20 protein-coding genes and 1 pseudogene are annotated in these 21472 nt (G+C 31.7%); 1 reads left to right on the top strand and 20 read right to left on the bottom strand.

The window, feature by feature from the left end; all coding sequences use genetic code 11:
- Positions 1-336, bottom strand: a pseudogene (locus B0A58_RS02490) (hypothetical protein); the annotation flags it as partial.
- Between the two features lie 238 nt (positions 337-574).
- Between B0A58_RS02490 and B0A58_RS02485 the strand changes: the two are divergent.
- Positions 575-1468 carry an IS982 family transposase gene (locus B0A58_RS02485; RefSeq protein WP_089079743.1) on the top strand — a complete coding sequence of 298 codons (894 nt, stop codon included), beginning with the start codon at positions 575-577 and terminating at the stop codon, positions 1466-1468.
- Positions 1469-1731: 263 nt separating this feature from the next.
- Here the strand turns inward: B0A58_RS02485 and B0A58_RS02480 are convergent, their stop codons facing one another.
- The 19 genes from B0A58_RS02480 to B0A58_RS02390 form a co-directional block, all read right to left on the bottom strand.
- Positions 1732-2559 (bottom strand): hypothetical protein, encoded by an 828-nt coding sequence (locus B0A58_RS02480; protein WP_089079742.1) that lies wholly within the window; start codon positions 2557-2559, stop codon positions 1732-1734.
- Between the two features lie 4 nt (positions 2560-2563).
- Positions 2564-4912, bottom strand: a complete 2349-nt coding sequence (locus B0A58_RS02475; protein ID WP_089079741.1) for a hypothetical protein — start codon at positions 4910-4912, stop codon at positions 2564-2566.
- 18 nt (positions 4913-4930) lie between these two features.
- On the bottom strand, positions 4931-5425 hold the full coding sequence (locus B0A58_RS02470) for a DUF4280 domain-containing protein (protein WP_089079740.1): 495 nt from the start codon (positions 5423-5425) through the stop codon (positions 4931-4933).
- On the bottom strand, positions 5422-6450 hold the full coding sequence (locus B0A58_RS02465) for a hypothetical protein (RefSeq protein WP_146870371.1): 1029 nt from the start codon (positions 6448-6450) through the stop codon (positions 5422-5424). Before B0A58_RS02465 ends, B0A58_RS02470 begins: the two co-directional genes overlap by 4 nt.
- The gene (locus B0A58_RS02460; RefSeq protein WP_243389432.1) at positions 6443-7285 is read right to left on the bottom strand and encodes a TssN family type VI secretion system protein; all 843 of its coding nucleotides are present in this window, start codon (positions 7283-7285) and stop codon (positions 6443-6445) included. Before B0A58_RS02460 ends, B0A58_RS02465 begins: the two co-directional genes overlap by 8 nt.
- Positions 7286-7360: 75 nt before the next feature.
- Positions 7361-8266, bottom strand: coding sequence for a hypothetical protein (locus tag B0A58_RS02455; protein ID WP_089079737.1), 906 nt, complete (start codon positions 8264-8266; stop codon positions 7361-7363).
- The gene (locus B0A58_RS02450; RefSeq protein ID WP_141841315.1) at positions 8223-8432 is read right to left on the bottom strand and encodes a hypothetical protein; all 210 of its coding nucleotides are present in this window, start codon (positions 8430-8432) and stop codon (positions 8223-8225) included. Before B0A58_RS02450 ends, B0A58_RS02455 begins: the two co-directional genes overlap by 44 nt.
- Positions 8433-8511: 79 nt before the next feature.
- On the bottom strand, positions 8512-9516 hold the full coding sequence (locus tag B0A58_RS02445; protein ID WP_089079735.1) for a hypothetical protein: 1005 nt from the start codon (positions 9514-9516) through the stop codon (positions 8512-8514).
- Positions 9517-9610: 94 nt separating this feature from the next.
- Positions 9611-10621: a hypothetical protein gene (locus B0A58_RS02440; protein ID WP_089079744.1), complete on the bottom strand. Its 1011-nt coding sequence runs from the start codon at positions 10619-10621 to the stop codon at positions 9611-9613.
- 4 nt (positions 10622-10625) lie between these two features.
- The gene (locus B0A58_RS02435; protein ID WP_089079734.1) at positions 10626-11975 is read right to left on the bottom strand and encodes a hypothetical protein; all 1350 of its coding nucleotides are present in this window, start codon (positions 11973-11975) and stop codon (positions 10626-10628) included.
- A 27-nt stretch (positions 11976-12002) separates the two neighbouring features.
- Entirely contained in the window at positions 12003-12968 is a 966-nt protein-coding gene (locus tag B0A58_RS02430; RefSeq protein WP_089079733.1) for an OmpA family protein, read from the bottom strand.
- Positions 12969-12977: 9 nt separating this feature from the next.
- The gene (locus B0A58_RS02425; RefSeq protein ID WP_089079732.1) at positions 12978-13460 is read right to left on the bottom strand and encodes a hypothetical protein; all 483 of its coding nucleotides are present in this window, start codon (positions 13458-13460) and stop codon (positions 12978-12980) included.
- 137 nt (positions 13461-13597) lie between these two features.
- Positions 13598-14338, bottom strand: coding sequence for a hypothetical protein (locus tag B0A58_RS02420; RefSeq protein ID WP_089079731.1), 741 nt, complete (start codon positions 14336-14338; stop codon positions 13598-13600).
- Positions 14335-15156, bottom strand: coding sequence for a hypothetical protein (locus B0A58_RS02415; RefSeq protein WP_089079730.1), 822 nt, complete (start codon positions 15154-15156; stop codon positions 14335-14337). Before B0A58_RS02415 ends, B0A58_RS02420 begins: the two co-directional genes overlap by 4 nt.
- An 18-nt stretch (positions 15157-15174) precedes the next feature.
- Positions 15175-16185 carry a hypothetical protein gene (locus B0A58_RS02410; RefSeq protein WP_089079729.1) on the bottom strand — a complete coding sequence of 337 codons (1011 nt, stop codon included), beginning with the start codon at positions 16183-16185 and terminating at the stop codon, positions 15175-15177.
- Between the two features lie 10 nt (positions 16186-16195).
- Positions 16196-17872, bottom strand: a complete 1677-nt coding sequence (locus B0A58_RS02405; protein WP_089079728.1) for an OmpA family protein — start codon at positions 17870-17872, stop codon at positions 16196-16198.
- Positions 17873-17882: 10 nt separating this feature from the next.
- On the bottom strand, positions 17883-18395 hold the full coding sequence (locus B0A58_RS02400) for a DUF4280 domain-containing protein (protein ID WP_089079727.1): 513 nt from the start codon (positions 18393-18395) through the stop codon (positions 17883-17885).
- A gap of 5 nt (positions 18396-18400) precedes the next feature.
- Positions 18401-19483: a hypothetical protein gene (locus B0A58_RS02395; protein WP_133063057.1), complete on the bottom strand. Its 1083-nt coding sequence runs from the start codon at positions 19481-19483 to the stop codon at positions 18401-18403.
- Positions 19484-19494: 11 nt separating this feature from the next.
- Positions 19495-21472 (bottom strand): AAA family ATPase (locus B0A58_RS02390; protein ID WP_106408024.1); only part of this gene is annotated, 1978 nt, incomplete at its 5' end.

Genomic DNA, 21472 nt, shown 5'->3' with positions numbered 1-21472 from the left:
TATGTAAATAACTCGAAAACTTTTTTTGGCAATGCCTCGTTTAACTTCTACGGTTTTGGTTGTGGCTCTGTTTTTTTGGTTTATTGGGCTGTGTCCTGATCCTTTGGCATCGTCTTCCCAAAGGGTTAGGTTAATCATTTGATATTCCAATCCTGTGCAAGTAGCTTTAGCAACAACGGTTTGTCCATACGATAATGGTTTTGTGAGTTTATTACCATCTAAGTCTAACAGTTCTACTTTTAAAATTGTTTGATCTTCAGCTCTTTGTGGTTTTATAACTTCGCTTGCGGTTTCAAATCCTCTTTGAGCTTCTATTTTTATGCCTTTGCGGCTCAAACTTTTTTCCTTGAAGGTGTAAGAAGCCGTGGTGCCCGTTTTGTCGTTCTTTTTGGTTTTGCGCCATTTGCCGTTTTCTTTGACTATTTAAGTCCTTTATAAAAACTTCTAACCTGAGTTCGATTAATAATTTTTAAGTAAAAAAACGCAAAAAAGTGTAAATAATATTTGCACAAAAAGGCAAAAGTTAGTATATTTAAAGTCTTGAATCACAAATATTTAACTAACAATTTGCCTTATGATTTGCTTCGATAAAATTACGGATTTATTTTGTATTACAGACGAGTTTTGTAAAAATTTTGAAAAAACAACCGCTTCTTTTTTAATTGGCAATAAACCAAAGAGAAAGCCTCGTATGAGTACAGCAGAAGTGATTACTATCTATTATCTTTTTCATTTAAGCGGTTTTCGTTGTTTTAAGCATTTTTACATCTTTTATGTTCAAAAACATATGCAAAATGAGTTTCCAAATACGGTATCTTACAACCGTTTCGTTGAGCTAATGCAATCTGTTTTATTACCTATGACAATGTTTGCAAAGACTTGTTGTTTAGGTAATTGCACTGGAATATCGTTCGTAGATTCAACACCAATTAGGGTTTGTAAAAATAAAAGAATTAGCCGAAATAAAGTGTTTAAAGATGTGGCTACAACAGGAAAATCAACAATGGGCTGGTTTCACGGATTCAAATTGCACATCGTTATTAATGACAAAGGTGAAATACTGAGTTTTTGTGTAACTCAAGCTAATGTAGACGACCGAGATCCTTTAAAAAATGAAGGTTTTTTGAAAGACATTTTTGGTAAACTATTTGGAGATAAAGGCTACATATCCAAGGAGTTACAGAAATTACTTTTTGTGGATGGCGTTGAGTTAATAACCAGTATTAGAAATAACATGAAGAACAGTTTAATGTTAATGAGCGACAAAATAGTATTGAGAAAGCGTTCTGTAATTGAAACTGTTAACGATGAATTAAAAAACATTTGTCAAGTAGAACACTCAAGACATCGTTCAGTAGTAAATTTTCTATGTAATCTAATTGCTGGAATAATAGCTTATCAATTCCTTCCAAAAAAACCATCAATCAAATTTGATAAATTGGAAACCAATCAGTTAGCTTTGTATTAATAATCGAACTCAGGTTTCTAGCTCGCTTCTTGCACGAGCTAGATGTTTTATTTATCTTTTTTGTATGTTCTCAATATGTCAAGGAACTTAAAATAGGTTTGTTACTTTTTTTACGTGCCTTGCGAAGGGATTTTCGGGGGAGGTGTTGGTATCTGTAACATTGCTTTTGTTTTGCTTTGAAGAAGAAACATTTTTTGAAACATTTTTTTTAAAAAATTTATAAAAAACAGTAAAAAAACCACAATATGTTTACTTCTGAAATTTTAGTTCTTTTCAATTTCATGTTTCTCATCACTAAAACCTTGTCCCTTTGCCATAATTGGACAAACGACATAATAAACACCATCTTCAAATGAAAGAGTTAGAAAAGGAGAGATTTTTGATAGTGGATTTTTATCATCATTTATAATATCCCCTTGTATAGATTTTTCGTCATATAAATCAGCACTAATTCGAAATTTTTGTTTATTTGTTTTTAAAACTATATTTTTTAAATCTTTAATTTCTATTGAAAATTTATTTTTGATATTATTTCCATCTCCATTTACTGCATCTAATTCTAAATAATAATTTCCAAACCATTTTGATTCTTCACTACTATACTCAGTATTGGCTTTTGGTAACTCAGTATTTAATGATTTCGTTTTTTCAATAGCATAAAATGATAAATCATTATCAATTTTATTATTTGCCGAATCATAATTTTGCCAAAAACTTATTCCTTTGTTTTTATCAATGAGATTTACTTTATAATAAAAATTTTGATTTTTTATAAAAATTTTGATTTCGTTTTCTGAAATGGTTTCTATTTTTTTAATTTGATATTCAGTGGGTTCAATGATTTCAATTGATAACAAAGCACCAGTTAATTTTATATGATTTTGAACTGAAGAGTTGCTTGTTTTAAATTGATTACCTTGTTTTACAATTTCTAAATATTCTTTATTTATAAAAGAATTACTAGAATTAATTTCAATATGAACCTCCTTTTTATTATCTACTTTAAAATCATCTACTTGGTTGTCTTGTTTGCAGTTGCTTAATAAGACTGACAAGAAAATTAAAATCAATGTGAAGTTATTGTGTTTCATAAATTTATTTATTAAGTCTTACTTGTGAAATTTGGTATGTTTTAGCTGAATTATATGAAGTCTTGCCTTCTATCCTATCTGTTAATATATATAATTTATTGTCATCACTTGCCCCAGATTGTTTATAAGAAGTCCCAACTTCATAAAACAAATAAAAAGCTCCCTTATCATCGCAATTTCTACCGATAATAACCACAAAATGATCAGTTGTATGATCTACATTCTTTTCACCGCGATAATTTAAATCATGATTTACACCTACTAAAACTGGATGATTGATTTCTAATTCTTGATCAATATAATTAATCCCTGCTTTTAATCCTTCAGGTAAATAACTAATTTTGGTATGATTATCAGTTTCTTTAGCTAATTGAATTGCACCTGTAGGATACCCTGAAGTACTCCCTAACCCTGATTTAGTCAATATTTGTTGAGAGGTTTTCCAACAAGCTACATTTTGTGCACTTCTATTTCCCCATTGTGAATCAAATTGAGATTGCCATTTTATAGAATCTCTTAAATCAATATGTGTTTTTTTACATTTACATTTTGATTGAGTTTTATTTTGCGTGTCGACCCCACAACTAAAAATTTTAGCTTTGTGAGGTGAGCCTTGTGCATAAACGGACTTTATTGCTAAGTCAACTTCCCAAACATAAGTATTTCCACCTACTTTAGGATGTCTACTAATAATCTTGCCTTTTCTATTTCTAGTTATTTCATCTTCTTCTTCAAAAAATAATGGATTGTTTTTATAAGCTTTCCCTTTTAAAACAACATAATCTCTTTCACTTCCATGTCCACATGCACTAGGATAAAGAACAGATAAATATAAGTCTACAAGAGTTTTGTATTTAGTTTTATTACCAATTAGGAACTTTTGAACATAATCCATTTGTTCTATGAATGTCATTTTTATTAATTTACTTTGTGTTGTTCCTACTGTAGTAGCAGCATCTTTACCAAATTGAATTAATCCTACATATCCTATACCATTATCTATCGAAGGACTAAAAGTTTTTGCGCTTTCTAATGCCATGACAGCCATTAACCAATTTGGATTAACTCCTAAGTTTTTTGAAACTTCAACTACTTTTTTCCGTTCATCACAACTCACTTTATCTCCCCAAATCAAATCATATTGCTTACACTCACAAGTTCCATCTTCTTTCTTCTTCTCCTCAACCGCCACCTTCACCACTTTATTAGTATCATCCACAGGATCTTGTTTGAAACCAGAATTATTAACGTTTAATGTTGCGGTTTTGTGATGAGAAGCTGTTTCTAAAACCTCAATATCTACAAAAAGTTCTTGCTCGCTGCCTTCTAACATATCATCGCCTTTGCTTTTTGACACCTTTTTTAAATCGATGTCAATATACATACAATCGCTGTTTTTTGGTAGGTCAAATACCTGGTTTATCAACTCATCATCTACCAAATAACCACCGTCGTCTTCCATTAATTTAAAACGAATTTTTTTGCCTTGCAATCCGTTGTAATAAACGTGGACTTTCAAAGTGGTGTCGGAGGTTTTAAAGATTTTTACTTCTGTAATCTCTTTTTTTACTGATGATTTTGTTGGTGTGCTTGGTTTTGGTACATTAGGTTTTGGTTTTTTAGGGTCTTGCACTGGTATTTTTTTCTTAACTGGCGGTGCTGGCTCTTCTAGTGCGTTCACATCTATATTGTTGCTTGCACTTTGTAAATTTCTCAAAGATGCTGTTACATAATATTCGTGTAGTTTACCTTCGCCACCATTTGTTTGAAAGGCTTCTGCCATTTTTGCAAAACTTGGCATAAGTTTAAAACTGGTTTTTGCAATACCTCGTTTTACTTCTACTGTTTTGGTTGTGGCTCTGTTTTTCTGGTTTATTGGGCTATGTGCTGCTCCTTTGGCATCGTCTTCCCAAAGGGTTAGGTTAATCATTTGATATTCCATTCCTGTGCAAGTAGCTTTAGCAACAACGGTTTGTCCATACGAAAATGGTTTTGTGGGCTTGTTTTCCTGAGCGTTCAAAAGCTCCACTTTTAGAATTGCTTGTTCTTCAGCTCTTTGTGGTTTTATAACTTCGCTCGCAGTTTCAAATCCTCTTTGAGCTTCTATTTTTATGCCTTTTCGGCTCAAACTTTTTTGGGTAAAGGTATAAGAAACAGTTTCTCCAGTTTTCTCGTTTTCTTTGGTTTTTCGCCATTTCCCATTTTCTAAAACATAAATATACCATTTGACTTTATGGTCAATGGGTTGTAAAGGGGGTGGGAAAAGATTAAATTCTTCAAAAGGTGCTTTTATGGTGTATTTTTCTTCTTTTCCAACTGCTGGAGATAGATTACCGTATATTTTTAATGACATAGTTGTTGATTTTGTTTGTTAGCTACAAATTCCGTCTTCGTTTTCCATCGATTCCTGAAACTCGCTCATATTAACCAATGGGTTAAGCTGATTATGAATTACTGGATTGGCTTTTTTTACATTTTGCTTACTTACTTCGGCTTTTTGCCCGTGTTTTGTAATTTCTATGCAATCGGGTCCACCAATTGGGCAGGTTGCTTTACTATCTTCTAGTAATATTTTGCCTTGATTGGAGAGGGTTACTTTGTTATAAAAAGCTGCCCACTCTGTTATAACTACCTGACAGGGTTTGTATTGCCCAAAGGGCAAAGGTTGCTTTTTACATTTACCGAAAGTATTGGCTTCAAGTGTTTGTCCTATATCTTTGGTAGTGGCAATCAATTTTTCAGAACCCTCTTTGTCGTTGGCATAATGCTTGGTTTGTGTTTTTACCTTTAAAACATCCGTTTTTGGTTCCACACTAAAGTTACATTTTACGGTTGCTCCTTGTACTACAATGTGTTTTTCGCTCATACCTTTTTATTTTTTTTTATTGTTATTGATAGTTTTTTCTGCGTTTCAAATTCCAAGGAACATTGCAAAAATATACTTTTTATACTTTTATCTACTGGGTTTAACAAATATTCTGCTTCAAATTCTCCATTTATCGCAAATAAATCTTTTTTAATTTCATTATCAATTTTTCCATTTTGACTAATTGTTAGTTGATTTTTATCATCAGCATATTTATTCATTTCTTGTACAATTGCGTACTCAAAACCCTCAAAATCAGAAACAACAGGAAAATATATTGTTTTATTAATTTTGTATTTGGAATAATAATTTATATAAATTTCTGAAAAATAAGTATTTAAAAACCAATCTTTTTTTAACGATGCTAATAATGTTTCTTTGTTTTTAAGGCTTGGTTCTGTACTAATAATATAGATTTCTGTTTGCTCACTCTCAAAATTATCTCGAATGTTTTCTTTTACTATTTCCCACCGTTTTATAATTTCTTCATAGTTTTTTATATCTATAAATTTTCCTCTATAATTTACAATAATTTGCAACGGATAAATCACTTTTGCTGTTGTAAGAGCAAGTTCGTCTATTACTAATTCAGGGTCTTCATTGTTTAGTAATGTTAATGATGTTCTGTCAATTTCAACTATGTAACCATTTATTTTAGGATCGCTTTTTAAGCCTTCTATACTGGTTTGAAAACTGATATTCGTTTGTTCTTCGTCATCTAAAAAAGTATAGAAAACATTGTATATTGTTTTCCCTTTTATTGGTTTGTATTCTAAAATGGGGCTGTTTTTAGGTCGTTTTTCGTTTTCTCTTTCAATAAAAGATTGATAGGTGCTTTCATCTATAAAAATTTCCTTTAAATGACTTGGAAAAAAACCGCTACTATTTTTTATTTTGTCATAAACATCTACATTCAAATTATGTACAAGTTGTAAATAGTTGGTAGTTATATCAAAATGTTGTGCAACACTTTCTATGGTGTCGTTCTCTTTTATTGGATGTTTTATAAATTGAAATTTATCCATTGTTGGTAGATTTTTCATTTTCAATTAGATTTTCTTTCTCATCTTCATTATTCAAAGTAACCCGTTTAGCAAAAATTACTTGTTTATTTTTTATGTCACTTTCAGCAATTGGTTTTGTGGGGTCTAAATTTCTTATGAATAGTGGAAATTTAAAGTATTTTGAGGTGTAAAAAATCCAGCCTATGTTGATGTCATTCGCATTGGTTTCAATCGCATCATTTGGAAAACGATAGTTTTGGTCTTCAATAAATTTATCAAACCAACTGCCCAGATTTACTTCTTGAGCTATTTTTACATCAAATTTTGAGAAAAATTCTGAGTCGCTTCTTTTTTTGATTTTTATGGAGACTTGCATCAAATGAAACTTGTCAATATTGTCCCAATATTCATTGTCTGTACGCCCACTTCCTACATTCCAACAGCCATAAAAAGGATCTGGAATGGCAATGTATTTTTGCTTTAATTCTGAAAATAAAAACGGGACAAAAACCCATAAAATAGTAAACATAATATAATGAACATAACTAGAAATAGCGATTAAATTGAATACTAAATAGTAGATCCAACAAGATAAAATGGTTACTATTAGGAAAATGAAAAAATTACCAAGCAATGATTCCATAATTCCTATGCCTTTAAAAAAATTGGTATTCATGTAATATAACAATCCAATGCCTAAAAGAATATAATAAAGAATGGAAAATAGTAATCCAAACCAAATAAATTCGTTGTTAAAAAAAGCAAATAAACTGGTAATGGCTATTAAAATTGAAAAACAAAGCACAAAGATAATGGCCGATTTAATCTTTACTTTTATATCTGAAAATTGCCCCATAATAAAAGAAATTATCAGAATTAAAAAAGGTGCCAAGAGATATTTTAAAAAGAATGGAAGTAGTGTGGTCATGGTTTAAATAATTGTGTTAATGCCTAAATAGTTTTCGTTAAGTTTGATGCCTAATTGATAATTGTTAAAAAATAAAATGTGAATTTTTCGACACGAAATTACAAAAAATTCTATTATTTTTTTGGTTAAATCAATTTTTTTTGTCAAAATATCGTAATCTATTGATCCATCAAAAAATAGGGTTACTTCTAAATCATCAATTTCGCTTTCAAATGCACCACAAAGCCCTGAATCAAAGCCTAAAACAGCATTGCCTAATCCTAAATAGGGCGATTGATTGATTACATGTTTTTTATATTTCATTTTTACAGGATTTTCAAGCAATAAACTTAAAAGTTGCTCAAGTTCGGGCAGGTTTTCTTTTCGTTTATCGCCTTCACACAGCAATAGAAATAAGTTCTGCTTTTGACGGCTACTCAATTGATAATCAATGGCTAAAAGTTCATCAAGAATGTTAAAAAACAATGCGTTGTTATCATTAAATAAATGAAGACTTCGGTTTAATAATTTGGTATTTAGCTTGAATAATTCATTGTCCAAAGGCATAAAAAAATCTAAAGTAGATTCTTCTATTTCCTTGTTTTTTTTGACTTCGTTTACAATTTCTTTATTAGACATTGTGGCATTGCTAATACTCAACGGATGAAACAGCAGCTCAGGCAAATTATGATAAATGCTGTTTTTTGTTAAATGCAAGACTACCGCTTCATTGGTAAATCCTGTTTCGTCTTGAAATAAAATGGTGGAAATATCCACAATATCTTTGGATTGGTTTCTTTTGGAAACGCCTACAAATTTCACAAAGACATGATTATTTGTTTTAAGAATTTGTTGCAATTCATAAAACAAAATTTCGGCTCTAAGATTAGAGTTTACTTGTTTTTTTATTTGGGTGGTGTCTAGGTTCATCTGGTTTGTTTTTATATACAGGAATATCATTTATTAAAACTACTACAAAGGCATATTTGCTTTCAATTCTAAATTTGTACATCACTTCTTTATCATAATGCTTTACTTGTTTAGTTAATTCTTCTACTATATTATCGGCGGTTATTGTTGGGTTTTGTTTAATCATGGTTTCTTTTTTTTGTGAGCAAGCTATCAGGCTAACTCCCAAAAACAAAAACACTATTTTTTTTAAAATTATTCTCATATTAATATACTTTAAACTCGGTTTCGCCTTTGGGGATGTATAGAAAATGTTTTATCTCGAATATACTATTCTTAAACTCACCAGATTTTACTTTACAAACCAAAGCATTTCCTCCTCGGATTTCAGGATTAGAATCATCTGTAAATAAAGCTACCAATCTACCACCAGCAAAAAATACCATTTTGTAGTTTGCTACTGGTAATATCTCAACATCGCCTTGTATAATTATTTCATTTAGCTGATTCCAAGCTGCTTTTACTTTTTCAGGCGTTGCATAATCGGCTACTAAATCATCTTTTAAACGTTCGTAGGTTAGTTTTGCAATATTGTCTTTTTCTTTATTTAAGTATATCTGCCGTATTTTTTGGTATTCTTTCAGCACCATTGTTTCCAGCTCTTTTTGATTCATTTTTTGTAGATCTTGTGCGTCAGCAAATGGTGGGTTTAGCTCATACGGAACATCTACAGTAATATCAAAACTGCCTTCATAATAAGTTTTTCCTGCCCCTGCAAATTTATATCTAGAATAATCTGCTGTAACTTTCTCTTCTATTTGTGGGGCTTCATATTTTAGGTATTCTATATCATGAGCTTGTTTGTTTTTTAAATCATATGAATACAATCTTAATTTTAATTTTGAATCAGCAACTAAAGTATTGTAATCGACTTCCATTTCTACATTTTTACCGACAGGATACATTTTATAAGTTACTTTTTGTTGCCCATTTCTAAAAATAGAATTGTTAATTTCAAATGCGTCAGGTACATTATTATCAAAATTTCTAAATACGGGCATGCCGTTGAGAAAAACTTCAAAGAAACAATAATCTCCTAAATGAGATATTCCATAAATAGGTTCTTTAGAATAATGCTTCACTTCTTTGGTGATTTCTTCTACAATATTATCTGATGTAATATTTTTATTTTGATTTATCATGGTTTCTGGTTTTTGTGAGCAACTTTGCAAACTCATTACTAGTATTAAACTTAAAATTATTTTTTTCATTTTTCTATGATTTAAACAATTGAATTTCGAAAAAGGGAACTTCAAAAGGTTCTATTAATGTGAATGGTGTAGGTTTGCCATTATTTGTTTCATATTAATACACTTTAAACTCCGTTTCGCCTTCTGGTATGTAACAATGAATATTTAAGAAATAAGGCCTTAGTCCTCCATCATAATCTACTTTTGCCCATAAAGCATTATTTCCTCTAAAACGATTATCTTTAGTATCTTGCATTAAAGCAGCCATTTTGCCATTTGCAAAAAATTCTATTTTATATTTCTCTATGGGTTGCATTTGGAAAGTCGTTCTATTATATATCTTGTCAAATAATATAGAAATATTTTCATTAATTATTTCTTTAGAATCGTAATTGGAAACATATAAATCTTTAAGAGCGCTATACTCTAACCTCGCAATATTATCATATTCTTTATTTTGATATACATTCCAAACTTCTTTGTATTTCTTCAATAGTTTTGCTTCTAATTGTTTTGGATCTAGTTTTCGTAAATCTTGGGCATTTTCAAATGGCGGGTGCAATTCATATGGTACAGCTACATCAAAATCAAAACTGCCTTCGTAATAGGTTTTGCCTGCCTCCGCAAATTTATATCTAGAATAATCTGGTATTACTTTTTCTTCTTTTTGTGGTGCTTTGTGTTTGATATATTCTATATCATCAGCTTCCTCATTTTTTAAATCATAGGATTTTAAAATGAGTTCTAAATCTGTTTCATCTACAAACGTATTCAGTATTTTGGGATACTCTTTAGTCTCAAACATAGGATACATTTTGTAAGTAACAGTACACTTTCTTGATTTAAAAAAAAGCAAGTGATTGATTTCAACAGCAGTATTCCCCAAAACTCTATTAGATTTTTTATATACTCGTACTCCATTGACATACATTTCAAAATAACAGGCATCATTAGAGTATTTTATTTTGAAAATTTTTTCGGATGGATAATGCACAACCTGCTTTGCAATCTCATCAACTATATTGTTTGCTGTAATGTTTGGATTTTGGTTTATCATTGTTTCTGGTTTTTGTGAGCAACTTTGCATACTCGTTACTATTAGTAAACTTAAAATTATTTTTTTCATTTTTTTACGATTTAAACAATTGAATATCAAAAAAAGGCACTTCAAAAGGCTCTATTAAGGTAAATGGTGTGGGTTTACCTTCATTAGAAGACCAATCAAGAATATCTCCTAGACTGCCTTTTACTTTTAAACTACCTAAATACGTTCCCTCTACACCAGAGCAGTATAAGGATTTGGAAACAAATAAGCCTCTACCACCTTTATTATCTAAACCATAGCTTAATTTTATTCCTGTACTTCCTTTTAGTGTAAAATCTACTTTTCCTTCAAATGAAGTTTCTAATCTAAAAAATTCAAATTTTCCATCGAATTTTCCTTTAATAGTAGTATTAAAATCAATCTGTTTCTTAATAATCACTTCATTGTAGGCGGTTTGTACAAGGTTGCCTAGTTTGTCGGTAAATGTATAGGTATTAGTAAGCAGGTTGTATTGTATTTTCTTTTCAAATAGTATACTGCCTGTAACGTCTATAGACCCTTTAATAGTAGGTACGCAAATACTCTTAAAATGTTCAACAATACTATTGTTATTTTCTTTATTTCGCTCCAGTTTTTCTTTTACTTTTTTGTCTTTTGGGTGTTTGGCTCCTTTTATGTTTTCTATTCCTTTAGTAATCAAACTCAATAAATCAAATTCTTTTTTGTAGTTGAGAGCCACCAAAGGATCGGCTTTTAGGTTGGCTTCATACACCAAAGCCAGTCTGCCATCATTTTGTTTTTTGTAATACATTCCGGCATTAATGGCAATAGAGGGTGGGATTATTTCAATACCAGCGTCCTCCATTAATTTAATGTATTGTTGGGCTTTTTTTAAATTATTAGCCAGTTTTAGTATCCTGCCCTCTAAACTTTTGCCTCGGGTAAGGTATATTATCAATAAATCTATAATAATTCCAATTACTACAAATTCATAAATCACTGCCGCTGCGGCATACTTGGTGTATTGGGTTTGGGTCAAAAGATTGGTATGTGTGCCTACTAACGAAAGTTCTTCGCCTGTTTTTTCTAGCGTACGGTCGTGTATGGTATCTATACCATAAATATAACTTTTGGCTTGGTCTTCGATATATTTAATTACCGTTTGCTCCATAATAAAGTTAGCGGGTATTATTCGCCAAATTTTATAAAAAACAGTTTTCTTGAGTTCATTTAATGCAGTAGTAATTCCTTGTTCTAAATCAAACTTTTTATCATGAAAAAAATAATCCATTGGCTTTTCTTCGCCGTTATACTGAAAATGCCCTATCCACACCACATCTGGATAAGCCTTAATTTGCAAGGTAGGATTTTCTTTATTGGCATAATAGGCACACGTATTGATGTGAAACAAAAATGAATTGTGTATTGTAGCCAAAGGGTTAAGATAATCCAAAAGGTATAGCTAGTAATTTCCTCTAAAATCAGCTCCAATATAAGAAAATACCTCATAGGCTATTTGGTCGCCAGTTTTGGTTTCTTTTTTAGATCCCAAATTGGTGTTTTCTTTTACAATTATTTCTTTTGTGTGGCGTTCTTTGCCATCTCTAAAGCATTGTTGGTTGTTTAGTTTTTCTAGTTTTAGTTTAATATTTTTTTTATTTTGTTTAGACCCTGCCACGGTTTCGTACACCATTACTTGGGCATTGTACTCTACATACGAAAATTCTATAACTACTCTTCGGTTTTTTTGATGCGAGGCTTCGGTGTTGGCATACACTTTTGGTCGTGCCTCGCCATAACCTGCAATTGTAAATTTGGTTTTGTCTAGTCCTTTTTTGTATAAGTACAAGCGCACCTCATCGGCTCTTTTTTCGGACAATCGCTGGTTATAATCCAGTTCGCCTCTGTCGTCTGCATGACCTGATAGGGTTATGGCTAAGTGTTCATTTTTGATTAGAAATTGTAGCAACTCATCCAAAACCGCTTGTGCGTCTGCTCTAATAAGGTGTTTGTCAAAATCAAATAGTACCTCTTGCTTTTCGTATCTTATGCTTGTTGTTTCTTTTTTTAGAGACGTTTTTCCTTCTTCAAAAACGGTACTAGGTGCATCGGTTCCATCGGTCAAAATTATTTTTTCAAACTTACAAGGATGATAATTTTTTACATTGGTGTCAGCCTTCCCTATTTTTAGCGGTGTATTATTAGTAGAAACCTCAAATGCGGGTGTTACCAAATCGCGTTTCATCTGTAAAAAACGGGCATGAATGGCATCTTTACCATCGGTAATGTAGCGGTTGCCTGTTTTTACTTTTACATAAAACTTTTCAATATCGTTTCGTGCATGTACAAACCATGATGAAGTATTACCCATTTTTAGGTTTACCTCGCCGTCTATTATATTTACGCTGTAGTCTAAATTTACTTCCATAACAAGCTATTAAAAAACTATTAATTTACTATTGGCATCATACTCGCTATAATGCATATTTTGTTCTAATCCTTCATAAGGTTTTGTATAGCACAACTTAATGTTTTTATTTTTTGCTTTCCAAAGATATTCAGTTCCGAATAGATTATCAATAACCTTATTTTTTTGTCCATACAACGAGGTTAACTTTTCGATGTAATTTTCTGCATTAGAAGTTCCTTCTTCTTTTATGGTAAAACCAACTATTTTGTTTTGCTGTTCAAACAAAAAGGCCTGGTTTCCTTTTATAAATTCGTGTTTAAAATGATTTTCTAATGAGTAATATGAGAAAAAATCATTGCCCTCTTTACTAAAATCGAGCAAATTTTGATTTATTTTTCCTAATAACTCGCTTATGTCTAAAGTTTTGCCTGAACAGGAAATCACATGAGGTATCATGCTAATGCCCGCAATTGCAAAAGTAGTTTGTTTTATAAATTTTCTTCGTTCCATGTGTTTTATATTATACTAAACCCTAATACTGTTTACCTCCAAATTTTCATTTAAAAGTACTAATGTTATTTCTCTAAAACGTTACTTTTCCTCTTAGTAATATAATTTGTCCTTAAAGAAATAGATGCTTTATAGTATTAATTTTGTAAAAATTTTAGAACCATCAAACAGGCTAGATTTATACTAAAAATTAATATTCCAAAATAAAAAGACTTAACAATTCTTTGTTTCAAATTTAGATTTGAAGGATATAACGAGATAAGAGAAGAAAAGAAAGAATTTATTCCGATAAAGATGGTTCCAATAAAAAAGACCCAATCTACTTCAATAATATTTACAAAATCATTTTCTTTTTTATCCGTAATAATTAACTTTTCACCAATTGGATTTTTATTTTTGTCATTGGTTCCTAAATCTCCTTGTTTTATTATCTGTTTTCCTGCTTCATCAATGAATTTTACTTTGGGGTAATAAATTAATATTTTTCTTGGCGAATAGCTTCTAAATGAAGAACCATATGATACTTCTATATTATATCCTACTACTACTGATTCATATTTTTTTTCTGAAAGACTTTTATATGCTTTTAGCCAATAAAAATTATGAGACAAAAAAACAAATAGCATATTCATTGCTATTACAATTAAAGAAATAAATAAAAGTTGAATAAATTTAATAACTATATTGTCTTTCTTTTGATTCATTTTCAAAAATGAATTGTAATCAATCGATTCGTTTATAAATTCGCCATACTCTTTTTTATAATTTAAAAAATCTTCGTAGTTATATTTTTTATTAGATATTTTAATAAAGATTTTATAAGCCGTGTGTATAGAGAATACTAAAGTTAATATTGTAATATATCCTAGTGTTGTCATATTATACTAAATCCTTTATCCACATTACGCATGTGTAGTTTAACTTCTAGTTCTACATTGCTTTGTTCTTTTATATTAGGACTTTTAAATTGTAACGGTTGCGAACCATCTAACTTCATAAGTCGAACCAATTTTCCATAGCCCATAATTTCCAATTTCAATTCACTTTCTATTAATGGTTCTACTTCTAAATTTTGATTAAATAATGCCAATGCCCCTTCTCTAAAGCTTTTTTTTCTCTCTTCGTCAAAATAAAATGCTGTTTCTTGCAATTTCATTTTCTCTTGTGATATCTCTAAAAATTTTACCGCATTGTGTTCTTTTAGTAAGGCATGGATTTGTCTGTAATAAGCCAAAACGCCTTTAAATAATATATTCTTATCTTGTTTGGATAAATCTACCGAGTTTTGCCAGCCGTCTAATACAAACGGAAGTTCTACTTCTATTTCGGTAGCAATTTCAAAATAAGGATAATTGATGTTCTCACTCAATCCATCCCAAGGGGATTCTATTGAAGGATGAAAAGAATATCTTGTTGATTTTAAATTTTCAATTTCAGCACAATAAAAATCTATTCCTAAATAAGAATTTTCTGACGTCAATGATTTTTCTTTAAATCTAGGATACATTTTACCTGTTACGTTATATTTACCACTCTGTAGTAATACATGATTAATAGGAACTAATCCTGATAATCTTTCTTTCCCTTGAGTTTCTTCACCTTTAAATTCATCAACAATTACATCGTTTATAAATATTTCAGCAGTACAAAATAAATTACCATTTATTTCATAATATGGTTTTTCAATTTTTTTCATTTTATTATCATTCAATTTTTAAAAATAATTTTTATCGAACTTATGTTCAGCTTTTTCAATAATTTTTTCTTCTATTTTAAAGTTAGATTTCCACCAGCCAATTTCACCCTCAATTTCCCCTATTAGCATTACACCTGAAAATTTTGCTGTTAATTGTATAAAAAGTCCTTTTTCATCAGAATTTATTACAAATTCACCTCCAAAATAAGCATCTCCTTTTAAACTAGCCTTAGCTTTAAAGGGTAAAATCTCTTTCATTTTTTTCTTTTTAAATTTACCTCCAACTTCTATCGATAATATTATAGTTGCTCCCATCTTACCTTCTATAATAGTTTTTCCTTGCATATCAATCCCATTAATAGCATCTATTTTTAGGGCATCAATCATTAGTTCTAACTCTCCATAAAAAGTAGCTGTAAATGTTACTGATGCACCTAGTTTATCTAAACTGCTTCTCCATTGTCCTATTATTCTAGCAGCCGCAGGGTTGCCAGTTGTTGCGTATGAACCAGCTGCAATTGCAAGTCCAATAATATCAATTACGACTTCTGCTCCTATTAAGGGTTTAAAACCAAACCCAACTTCGCCAACGGTATTTAATGTCGGTAAGTTGTTTATTCTGTCTAAATACCATTTGCCTACTACTGTGAATTTTGGGTATCTTATATCGAACCCCACAGGAATTGCAGTTGTCTTAGCAGCACTTTGGGCGTAATTTATAGCTTCTTGTAATATATTTATAGCACCAGAAATTACTTTTGCAACTATTTTTATTCTATCTTCAAATTCATTTGTAAAACTTCTTTTTGATTTTCCGTCATTCCATTCGGCAGATAAACCAATACCTATCGAAATAGGTACTTTACCTGTTTCATTCATCTGCCATCGCTTATAACCAGCTTCTCTAGCTTTTTCATTATGCTTTTGATAAATAGATCCAGCAGGCATATTTGCAGCCTTATAGTTTGAAGCGTTAATAATAAACTCAAGAGCCAACTCCCACTTAATATCAGGATATACTTTTATCATTACTGTGGCATTACTTGGGTTGGAGTACCAACGGCAAGAGTGTGTGTATATAAACCTTATTAGGCGTGGTACTTGCTGGCCATATAAACTCCAACGGAAACAAATTGACTCTTCGTAAATCGGAATATACTTTAACTGGAAATTTTGGAGCTTCAAATTTTTGAACTACATCATTTCCATCATTTTCTATTTGGCCAATGTCTATAACACGGGTTAGCTGTTTGTGTTGTTTTATCTTTTCTTGAAAACATTTTTTGGTATCAAAACCTATGATTTCTATTTCTAGCTCTTTCTTGGTCGTAACGGATGGCGCTATGGTTTCATAAACCATTGTATTGGCATCATGACCAAAATATGTAAATGAAATATCAACTCGGCGAGCATTAATATTTTCTGTTTTGGTTTTGTGTTTTATGTTGTCAGCACCTTTTTTGTCATCATCAACTTTTGGGGTTGTAACTCCGTCTTTATGATAGGCTTCGCCATATCCTTTTGCGAGGGTGCGCTTTGGGTCTAACTTGCCATCAGACAGAACCTTTTTTACCGCATTGGCGCGTCTCTCGGATAATGGCTGGTTGTATGCTTCTTTGCCTATTACACAGGCATAGCCACTAAGATGTAAATCGGAATATTGGTGTTCTAACAAAAATTGCAAAACATTATTTAATACTTTTTGACCTTCTGTACTTATTACAGCTGAATCAAACTCAAAAAGTATTGATTTGGTTATTTTTTCTGCAGGATGTCTCACTTTTTTAAGGGCTTTCCCGTTGGTTTTCCCTCCCTCAAAAACGGTTACGGTAACAGGTTTTTTATCAGCATCTGTATCTTTTATTTGTATGGCATCGAACTTGCAGGGTTCGTAGCGTTCATGATTTTTTCCACTTTCGCCAATCTTTAGAGGAGTTTGGTTGCTTGGTACTTCAAATTTTGGCGTTACTATTTTGTTTTTAATATTGAGATATTTGCCAAATTCGGTTTCTTTATTGCCATCGGTAATATACCTGCCAGAGGGGGTTTTTACTTTTACATAAAACTCTTCGTTTTCTTGCAACATACTAATATCTGACCTCCAAAGATGGGTATTGGGGATCTTGAGGTTGACCTCGCCGTCTAATACTTCAGCATCATATATTTCTCGTATTTTATAATCGCCTTTAAACATTTCGTTCCAAACCTCTACGATAAGTTTTGCCCCGTTTAACCCTTCGGTCTCCATGTGCAAATACACTGCTTCACCATAAGCTAATCCATGATTATTATCATTTTGATTGGTCAAATCGGTATTGCCTTTGGTTTTGCTCCAACCGCATTTAACAATTTTTTCGGGGCAATGCCCTCTATATTTCAAACCTCTATTTTTTGTAGCATCAGGTTTTCCAGTGGAGCTGGCTTCTAGGTAGTAGGTATAAGGCCCACAGAGTTTTTTGGTTAACCTTACTCCATAAAAATTATCGCTGGGCAATGTTTTTTGCCCTATGATATAATTACTTTTGTCTTGCCGTATCCAAGTAATGTCTTGCTTTTTGTCTAGTGGGGTGGTGCCATCTTCCCATTCGCTTACTTCAAACCAAGCCCATTTGTTGGGTTCAATAACTAATAATTTATTAGCTATAGAAAGTGTAGGGAAAACTTTTGCATCATTTTCTCTTGGTACCCATTTTATTTTTTTTACTCCTTTTGCCATAATTCTAAAATTATTTACTACTGTTTGAACTGTCTTCTATTCCTTCATGCTTCGGCTGCTTTTCCATATCTTTCAAATTTACCATGGGATTTAGTTGCGCTTGTACTTGTGGGTTGGCATTTTTGGCATTTTGACTGGAAGCTTCGGTTTTTTGCCCATGAAAATCTACCTCAATACAATCGGGTCCGCCAATGGGGCAAGTGGCTTTGCTGTCTTCCAACAGAATTTTCCCTTGGTTGGATAGCGTTACTTTTTCATAAAAATCCTTCCATTCTGTAATTACCGCTTGGCAGGGTTTGTATTGACCAAAAGGTAGGGGTTGTTTTTTGCATTTGCCAAAGGTGTTGGCTTCCAAAGTTTGCCCAATGTCTTTGGTTGTGGCAATCAATTTATCGCTACCCTCTTTGTCATTGGCATAATGTTTTGAATGGGTTTTTACCTTCAACACATCGGTTTTGCTAGGGTCTTCGCTAAACTTGCATTTTAGCTTGGCACCTTGTACTACTATACTTTTCTCGCTCATAATTGTTAATTATTTTCAATTTTTGAAATCACAATTTCAATTTTTTGTGGTTTATCTAATTCAATTGAAGAGGCAATAAATAAAGTATCAATTAAATTATTTGTTGGGTTTAAAAAATATTTGGAAATAAAAGTTCCATTTGCTTTTTTATCTTCTGGATGCATCAAACCATAAATAGCTTCATTCAAATTATTTTCTAAATCTTCTTTGTTTCTGTCGTCTGATAATGTTCCTCTTTGTTCAATTACTACATTGCCATTGTCATCAAGATATTCGTTCAGAGTTTGATTTACGGTAAACTGCAATGGACTTATTTGAGCAATTACAGGAAAATGAATAGCTCTTTCTATAGCGTATTCATTAGTATGATCCGTGTAAATAGCATTAAAATAAGCTGCCAAAAACCAATCTTTTTGTAGTGATTGAAACAATAAATTTTCATCTGCAAGCGTGCTTTCGTTTAAAGTTATATAGTTGTTTATCCATTCGCCTTCATAAATTTTAAGAATCTTTTCTTTAACAATTCCCCATCGTTTTATAATAGCTTCATAGTTATTTAATCCAATAAATTGACCTTGTGCCGTTGCAATAATTTGTAGCGGATAAAGTACCGAAGCCATTAATGCAGCCAATTCATCGGCAATAATTGAAGTGTCTTCATCATTAAAATAAGTTGTTGAAGTTCTGTCTATTGCTAATATAAAATTCAACTTATCTTCTGTTCGTTCTATATACTGGATACTCGTTTGAAATTTTAATATTGAAACTGCATCATTATCATTTATGCTAAACTGAACGCCATATTCTAATTTTTTATTTGTGGGTCTATAAAATATTATTTTAGGGGTACGATGCCTTAACATTAACTGTTTTTTTGTGTAATCTTCTAAAGTTTCTGAAGTAATAAATATTTCCGTCAAATGTTTTGGAAAACCATTTTCTGGGTTTTTTATTTTATCGTGCATTTCTACACAAATGTCGTGCATGATGATTAGCCGATTAACGCTAACATCAAATTGTTTGGCAACACTTTCTACAGTGTCACCTTCTTTTAAAGAATATTTTACAAAGGGTTTAATAATGCTCATAAAACAAATTTTTACTTCTTTTCCCAAATAAATTCATCATTTTTTATATCCAAAACAATCGATTCGTTTTCTAAAATAGCTTCAGAAACTATGAGTTTTGAAATGGTTTTCTTCAAATACGTTCTTATCACTCCAGCAATGGGGCGAGCCCCATATTTTTTTGAAAATCCTTTGTTGGTTAAATATTCCAAGGCATCGTCTGACAATTCAAAGGAGATGTTTTTTATAGCAATTAATTGTTCTTGCAAACGACTTAAATGCAACTTAAAAATGGATTTTGCCACTTCGATATTGATTGGAGCAAAAGGCACCACTTCGGTTAAACGACCTAAAAATTCTGGACGAAAGTCATTGCTCATGATGTCAATCAATTGGTTGGAAGTGGGCAAATGACCATTTTCTATCTGCTCCTGAATCCATTGGCTACCGATATTTGATGTAAAAATGATTATTGAATTAGAAAAATCGCCTTCTCGCCCTAATTTATCATGAATTTTTCCTTCGTCCATAATTTGTAAAAAAACATCATAAACCGAAGAATGGGCTTTTTCAATCTCGTCGAAAAGCACCACAGAATAAGGTTTTTGACGAATTTTATTGACCAACATTCCACCTTCTTCATAGCCTACATAGCCTGGAGGAGCTCCATATAAAAGTGCGGCAGAATGCTCTTCTTTAAACTCGGACATGTCAAAACGAATCATTGCATTTTCGTCGTCAAATAATAATTCGGCTAATGATTTGGTTAATTCTGTTTTTCCAGTTCCTGTTGGTCCCAAAAAGAAAAATGAGCCGATGGGTTGTTTCGGGTTGCTCAATCCACTTCGCGATTCGATGATGGCTTCCGACAGGGTTTTGATGGCGTGGGCTTGTCCTTTTACTCGTTCTTGCAATTTGTCTTCAATGGTGAGCAGTTTTTCTTTTTCGCCCGAATTGATTTTTCCAAGCGGAATTCCTGTTGCGTTGGAAACCACTGCCATGATTTCTTGTTTGGTAATTTTTACGAATTTTTCTTTAGCAATTTCTTCAATATCGTTTGCTAATTTTTCAAGGTCTTGATGTGTAATTACTGCTTTCTTATCCTTCTTTTTGCTTTCAACGGCATCTATTCTGCCCAAAACCACACAACTTATTCGGTTGTAAATTTCTTTGGTTAAAAGATTGATTTTGCTTTCATCATTGGCATCACAATCGGCTATATCTTCTTTTAGTTTTACAATTTCTGCCAAAGAATTATGGTTAGAAACCGTTACTGCAGATGCCGTTCTGTCTATTAAATCAATGGCTCCATAAGGCAGTTTTTTCTCTTTATAAAATCGTTTAGAAAGCCCAATGGCTTCGGAAATTACTTCATCGAGAATTTCAATTTTATAGTGTTTTACTAATTTTTGTTTGTACAGATTTAAACATTCCAACAAAAGTGATTGTTCTAACTCTTCTACTATTATGGTTTCGAGTTTACTACTGATTCGGGTGCCTTCAATCAATTTTCGATACGAGTCGGCATCAATAGTTGCAATAATATTAATGCTTCCCTCCGTAAGTTGGGTGTTCAAAATAGAAACAACCGCATTCGATTTGGAGTTATTTGCATTTAAAATCACCTGAATATCATCTATAAAAAGAATGCTTTTGCCTATTTTGGTAATGCGTTCAAAAATTTCGATTAGTTTTTTAGAAATTTCCGTTTCATTGGCACAATTTGCCATTAATTTTGATGAATTTAATGACAAAACAATGGTTTCTTCAAAAAAGTTTACATCCGTTTCGTGCAAATAGGCAATCCAATTTTTGATGATGCTGGTTTTTCCAACACCCGATTCGCCCACCAATAAAACCCCTTGATTTTCATATCGTTCAATATTTTCCAATAAAAGACGAACTTCTTTATTTCTGCCAATAATAGTTTTTCCTTCCTCAATGATACTTTCTTTATATATGGATTCGCAAAAAGGAATTTCGATAGTTTCTTTTACTGGTCTAGCCCCC

Source organism: Flavobacterium branchiophilum NBRC 15030 = ATCC 35035, from assembly GCF_002217205.1.
Lineage (GTDB): Bacteria > Bacteroidota > Bacteroidia > Flavobacteriales > Flavobacteriaceae > Flavobacterium > Flavobacterium branchiophilum.
Note: the sequence above shows the minus strand (reverse complement) of the source record. Positions and strands in the feature narration are given on the sequence as shown.

What these genes read in the sequence shown, in the direction of transcription:
- B0A58_RS02485 (WP_089079743.1), top strand. Translation starts at nt 575, where the DNA reads ATGATTTGCTTCGATAAAATTACGGATTTATTTTGTATTACAGACGAG.
- B0A58_RS02480 (WP_089079742.1), bottom strand. Translation starts at nt 2,559, where the DNA reads ATGAAACACAATAACTTCACATTGATTTTAATTTTCTTGTCAGTCTTA.
- B0A58_RS02475 (WP_089079741.1), bottom strand. Translation starts at nt 4,912, where the DNA reads ATGTCATTAAAAATATACGGTAATCTATCTCCAGCAGTTGGAAAAGAA.
- B0A58_RS02470 (WP_089079740.1), bottom strand. Translation starts at nt 5,425, where the DNA reads ATGAGCGAAAAACACATTGTAGTACAAGGAGCAACCGTAAAATGTAAC.
- B0A58_RS02465 (WP_146870371.1), bottom strand. Translation starts at nt 6,450, where the DNA reads ATGGATAAATTTCAATTTATAAAACATCCAATAAAAGAGAACGACACC.
- B0A58_RS02460 (WP_243389432.1), bottom strand. Translation starts at nt 7,285, where the DNA reads ATGGGGCAATTTTCAGATATAAAAGTAAAGATTAAATCGGCCATTATC.
- B0A58_RS02455 (WP_089079737.1), bottom strand. Translation starts at nt 8,266, where the DNA reads ATGAACCTAGACACCACCCAAATAAAAAAACAAGTAAACTCTAATCTT.
- B0A58_RS02450 (WP_141841315.1), bottom strand. Translation starts at nt 8,432, where the DNA reads ATGATTAAACAAAACCCAACAATAACCGCCGATAATATAGTAGAAGAA.
- B0A58_RS02445 (WP_089079735.1), bottom strand. Translation starts at nt 9,516, where the DNA reads ATGAAAAAAATAATTTTAAGTTTAATACTAGTAATGAGTTTGCAAAGT.
- B0A58_RS02440 (WP_089079744.1), bottom strand. Translation starts at nt 10,621, where the DNA reads ATGAAAAAAATAATTTTAAGTTTACTAATAGTAACGAGTATGCAAAGT.
- B0A58_RS02430 (WP_089079733.1), bottom strand. Translation starts at nt 12,968, where the DNA reads ATGGAAGTAAATTTAGACTACAGCGTAAATATAATAGACGGCGAGGTA.
- B0A58_RS02425 (WP_089079732.1), bottom strand. Translation starts at nt 13,460, where the DNA reads ATGGAACGAAGAAAATTTATAAAACAAACTACTTTTGCAATTGCGGGC.
- B0A58_RS02420 (WP_089079731.1), bottom strand. Translation starts at nt 14,338, where the DNA reads ATGACAACACTAGGATATATTACAATATTAACTTTAGTATTCTCTATA.
- B0A58_RS02415 (WP_089079730.1), bottom strand. Translation starts at nt 15,156, where the DNA reads ATGAAAAAAATTGAAAAACCATATTATGAAATAAATGGTAATTTATTT.
- B0A58_RS02410 (WP_089079729.1), bottom strand. Translation starts at nt 16,185, where the DNA reads ATGATAAAAGTATATCCTGATATTAAGTGGGAGTTGGCTCTTGAGTTT.
- B0A58_RS02405 (WP_089079728.1), bottom strand. Translation starts at nt 17,872, where the DNA reads ATGGCAAAAGGAGTAAAAAAAATAAAATGGGTACCAAGAGAAAATGAT.
- B0A58_RS02400 (WP_089079727.1), bottom strand. Translation starts at nt 18,395, where the DNA reads ATGAGCGAGAAAAGTATAGTAGTACAAGGTGCCAAGCTAAAATGCAAG.
- B0A58_RS02395 (WP_133063057.1), bottom strand. Translation starts at nt 19,483, where the DNA reads ATGAGCATTATTAAACCCTTTGTAAAATATTCTTTAAAAGAAGGTGAC.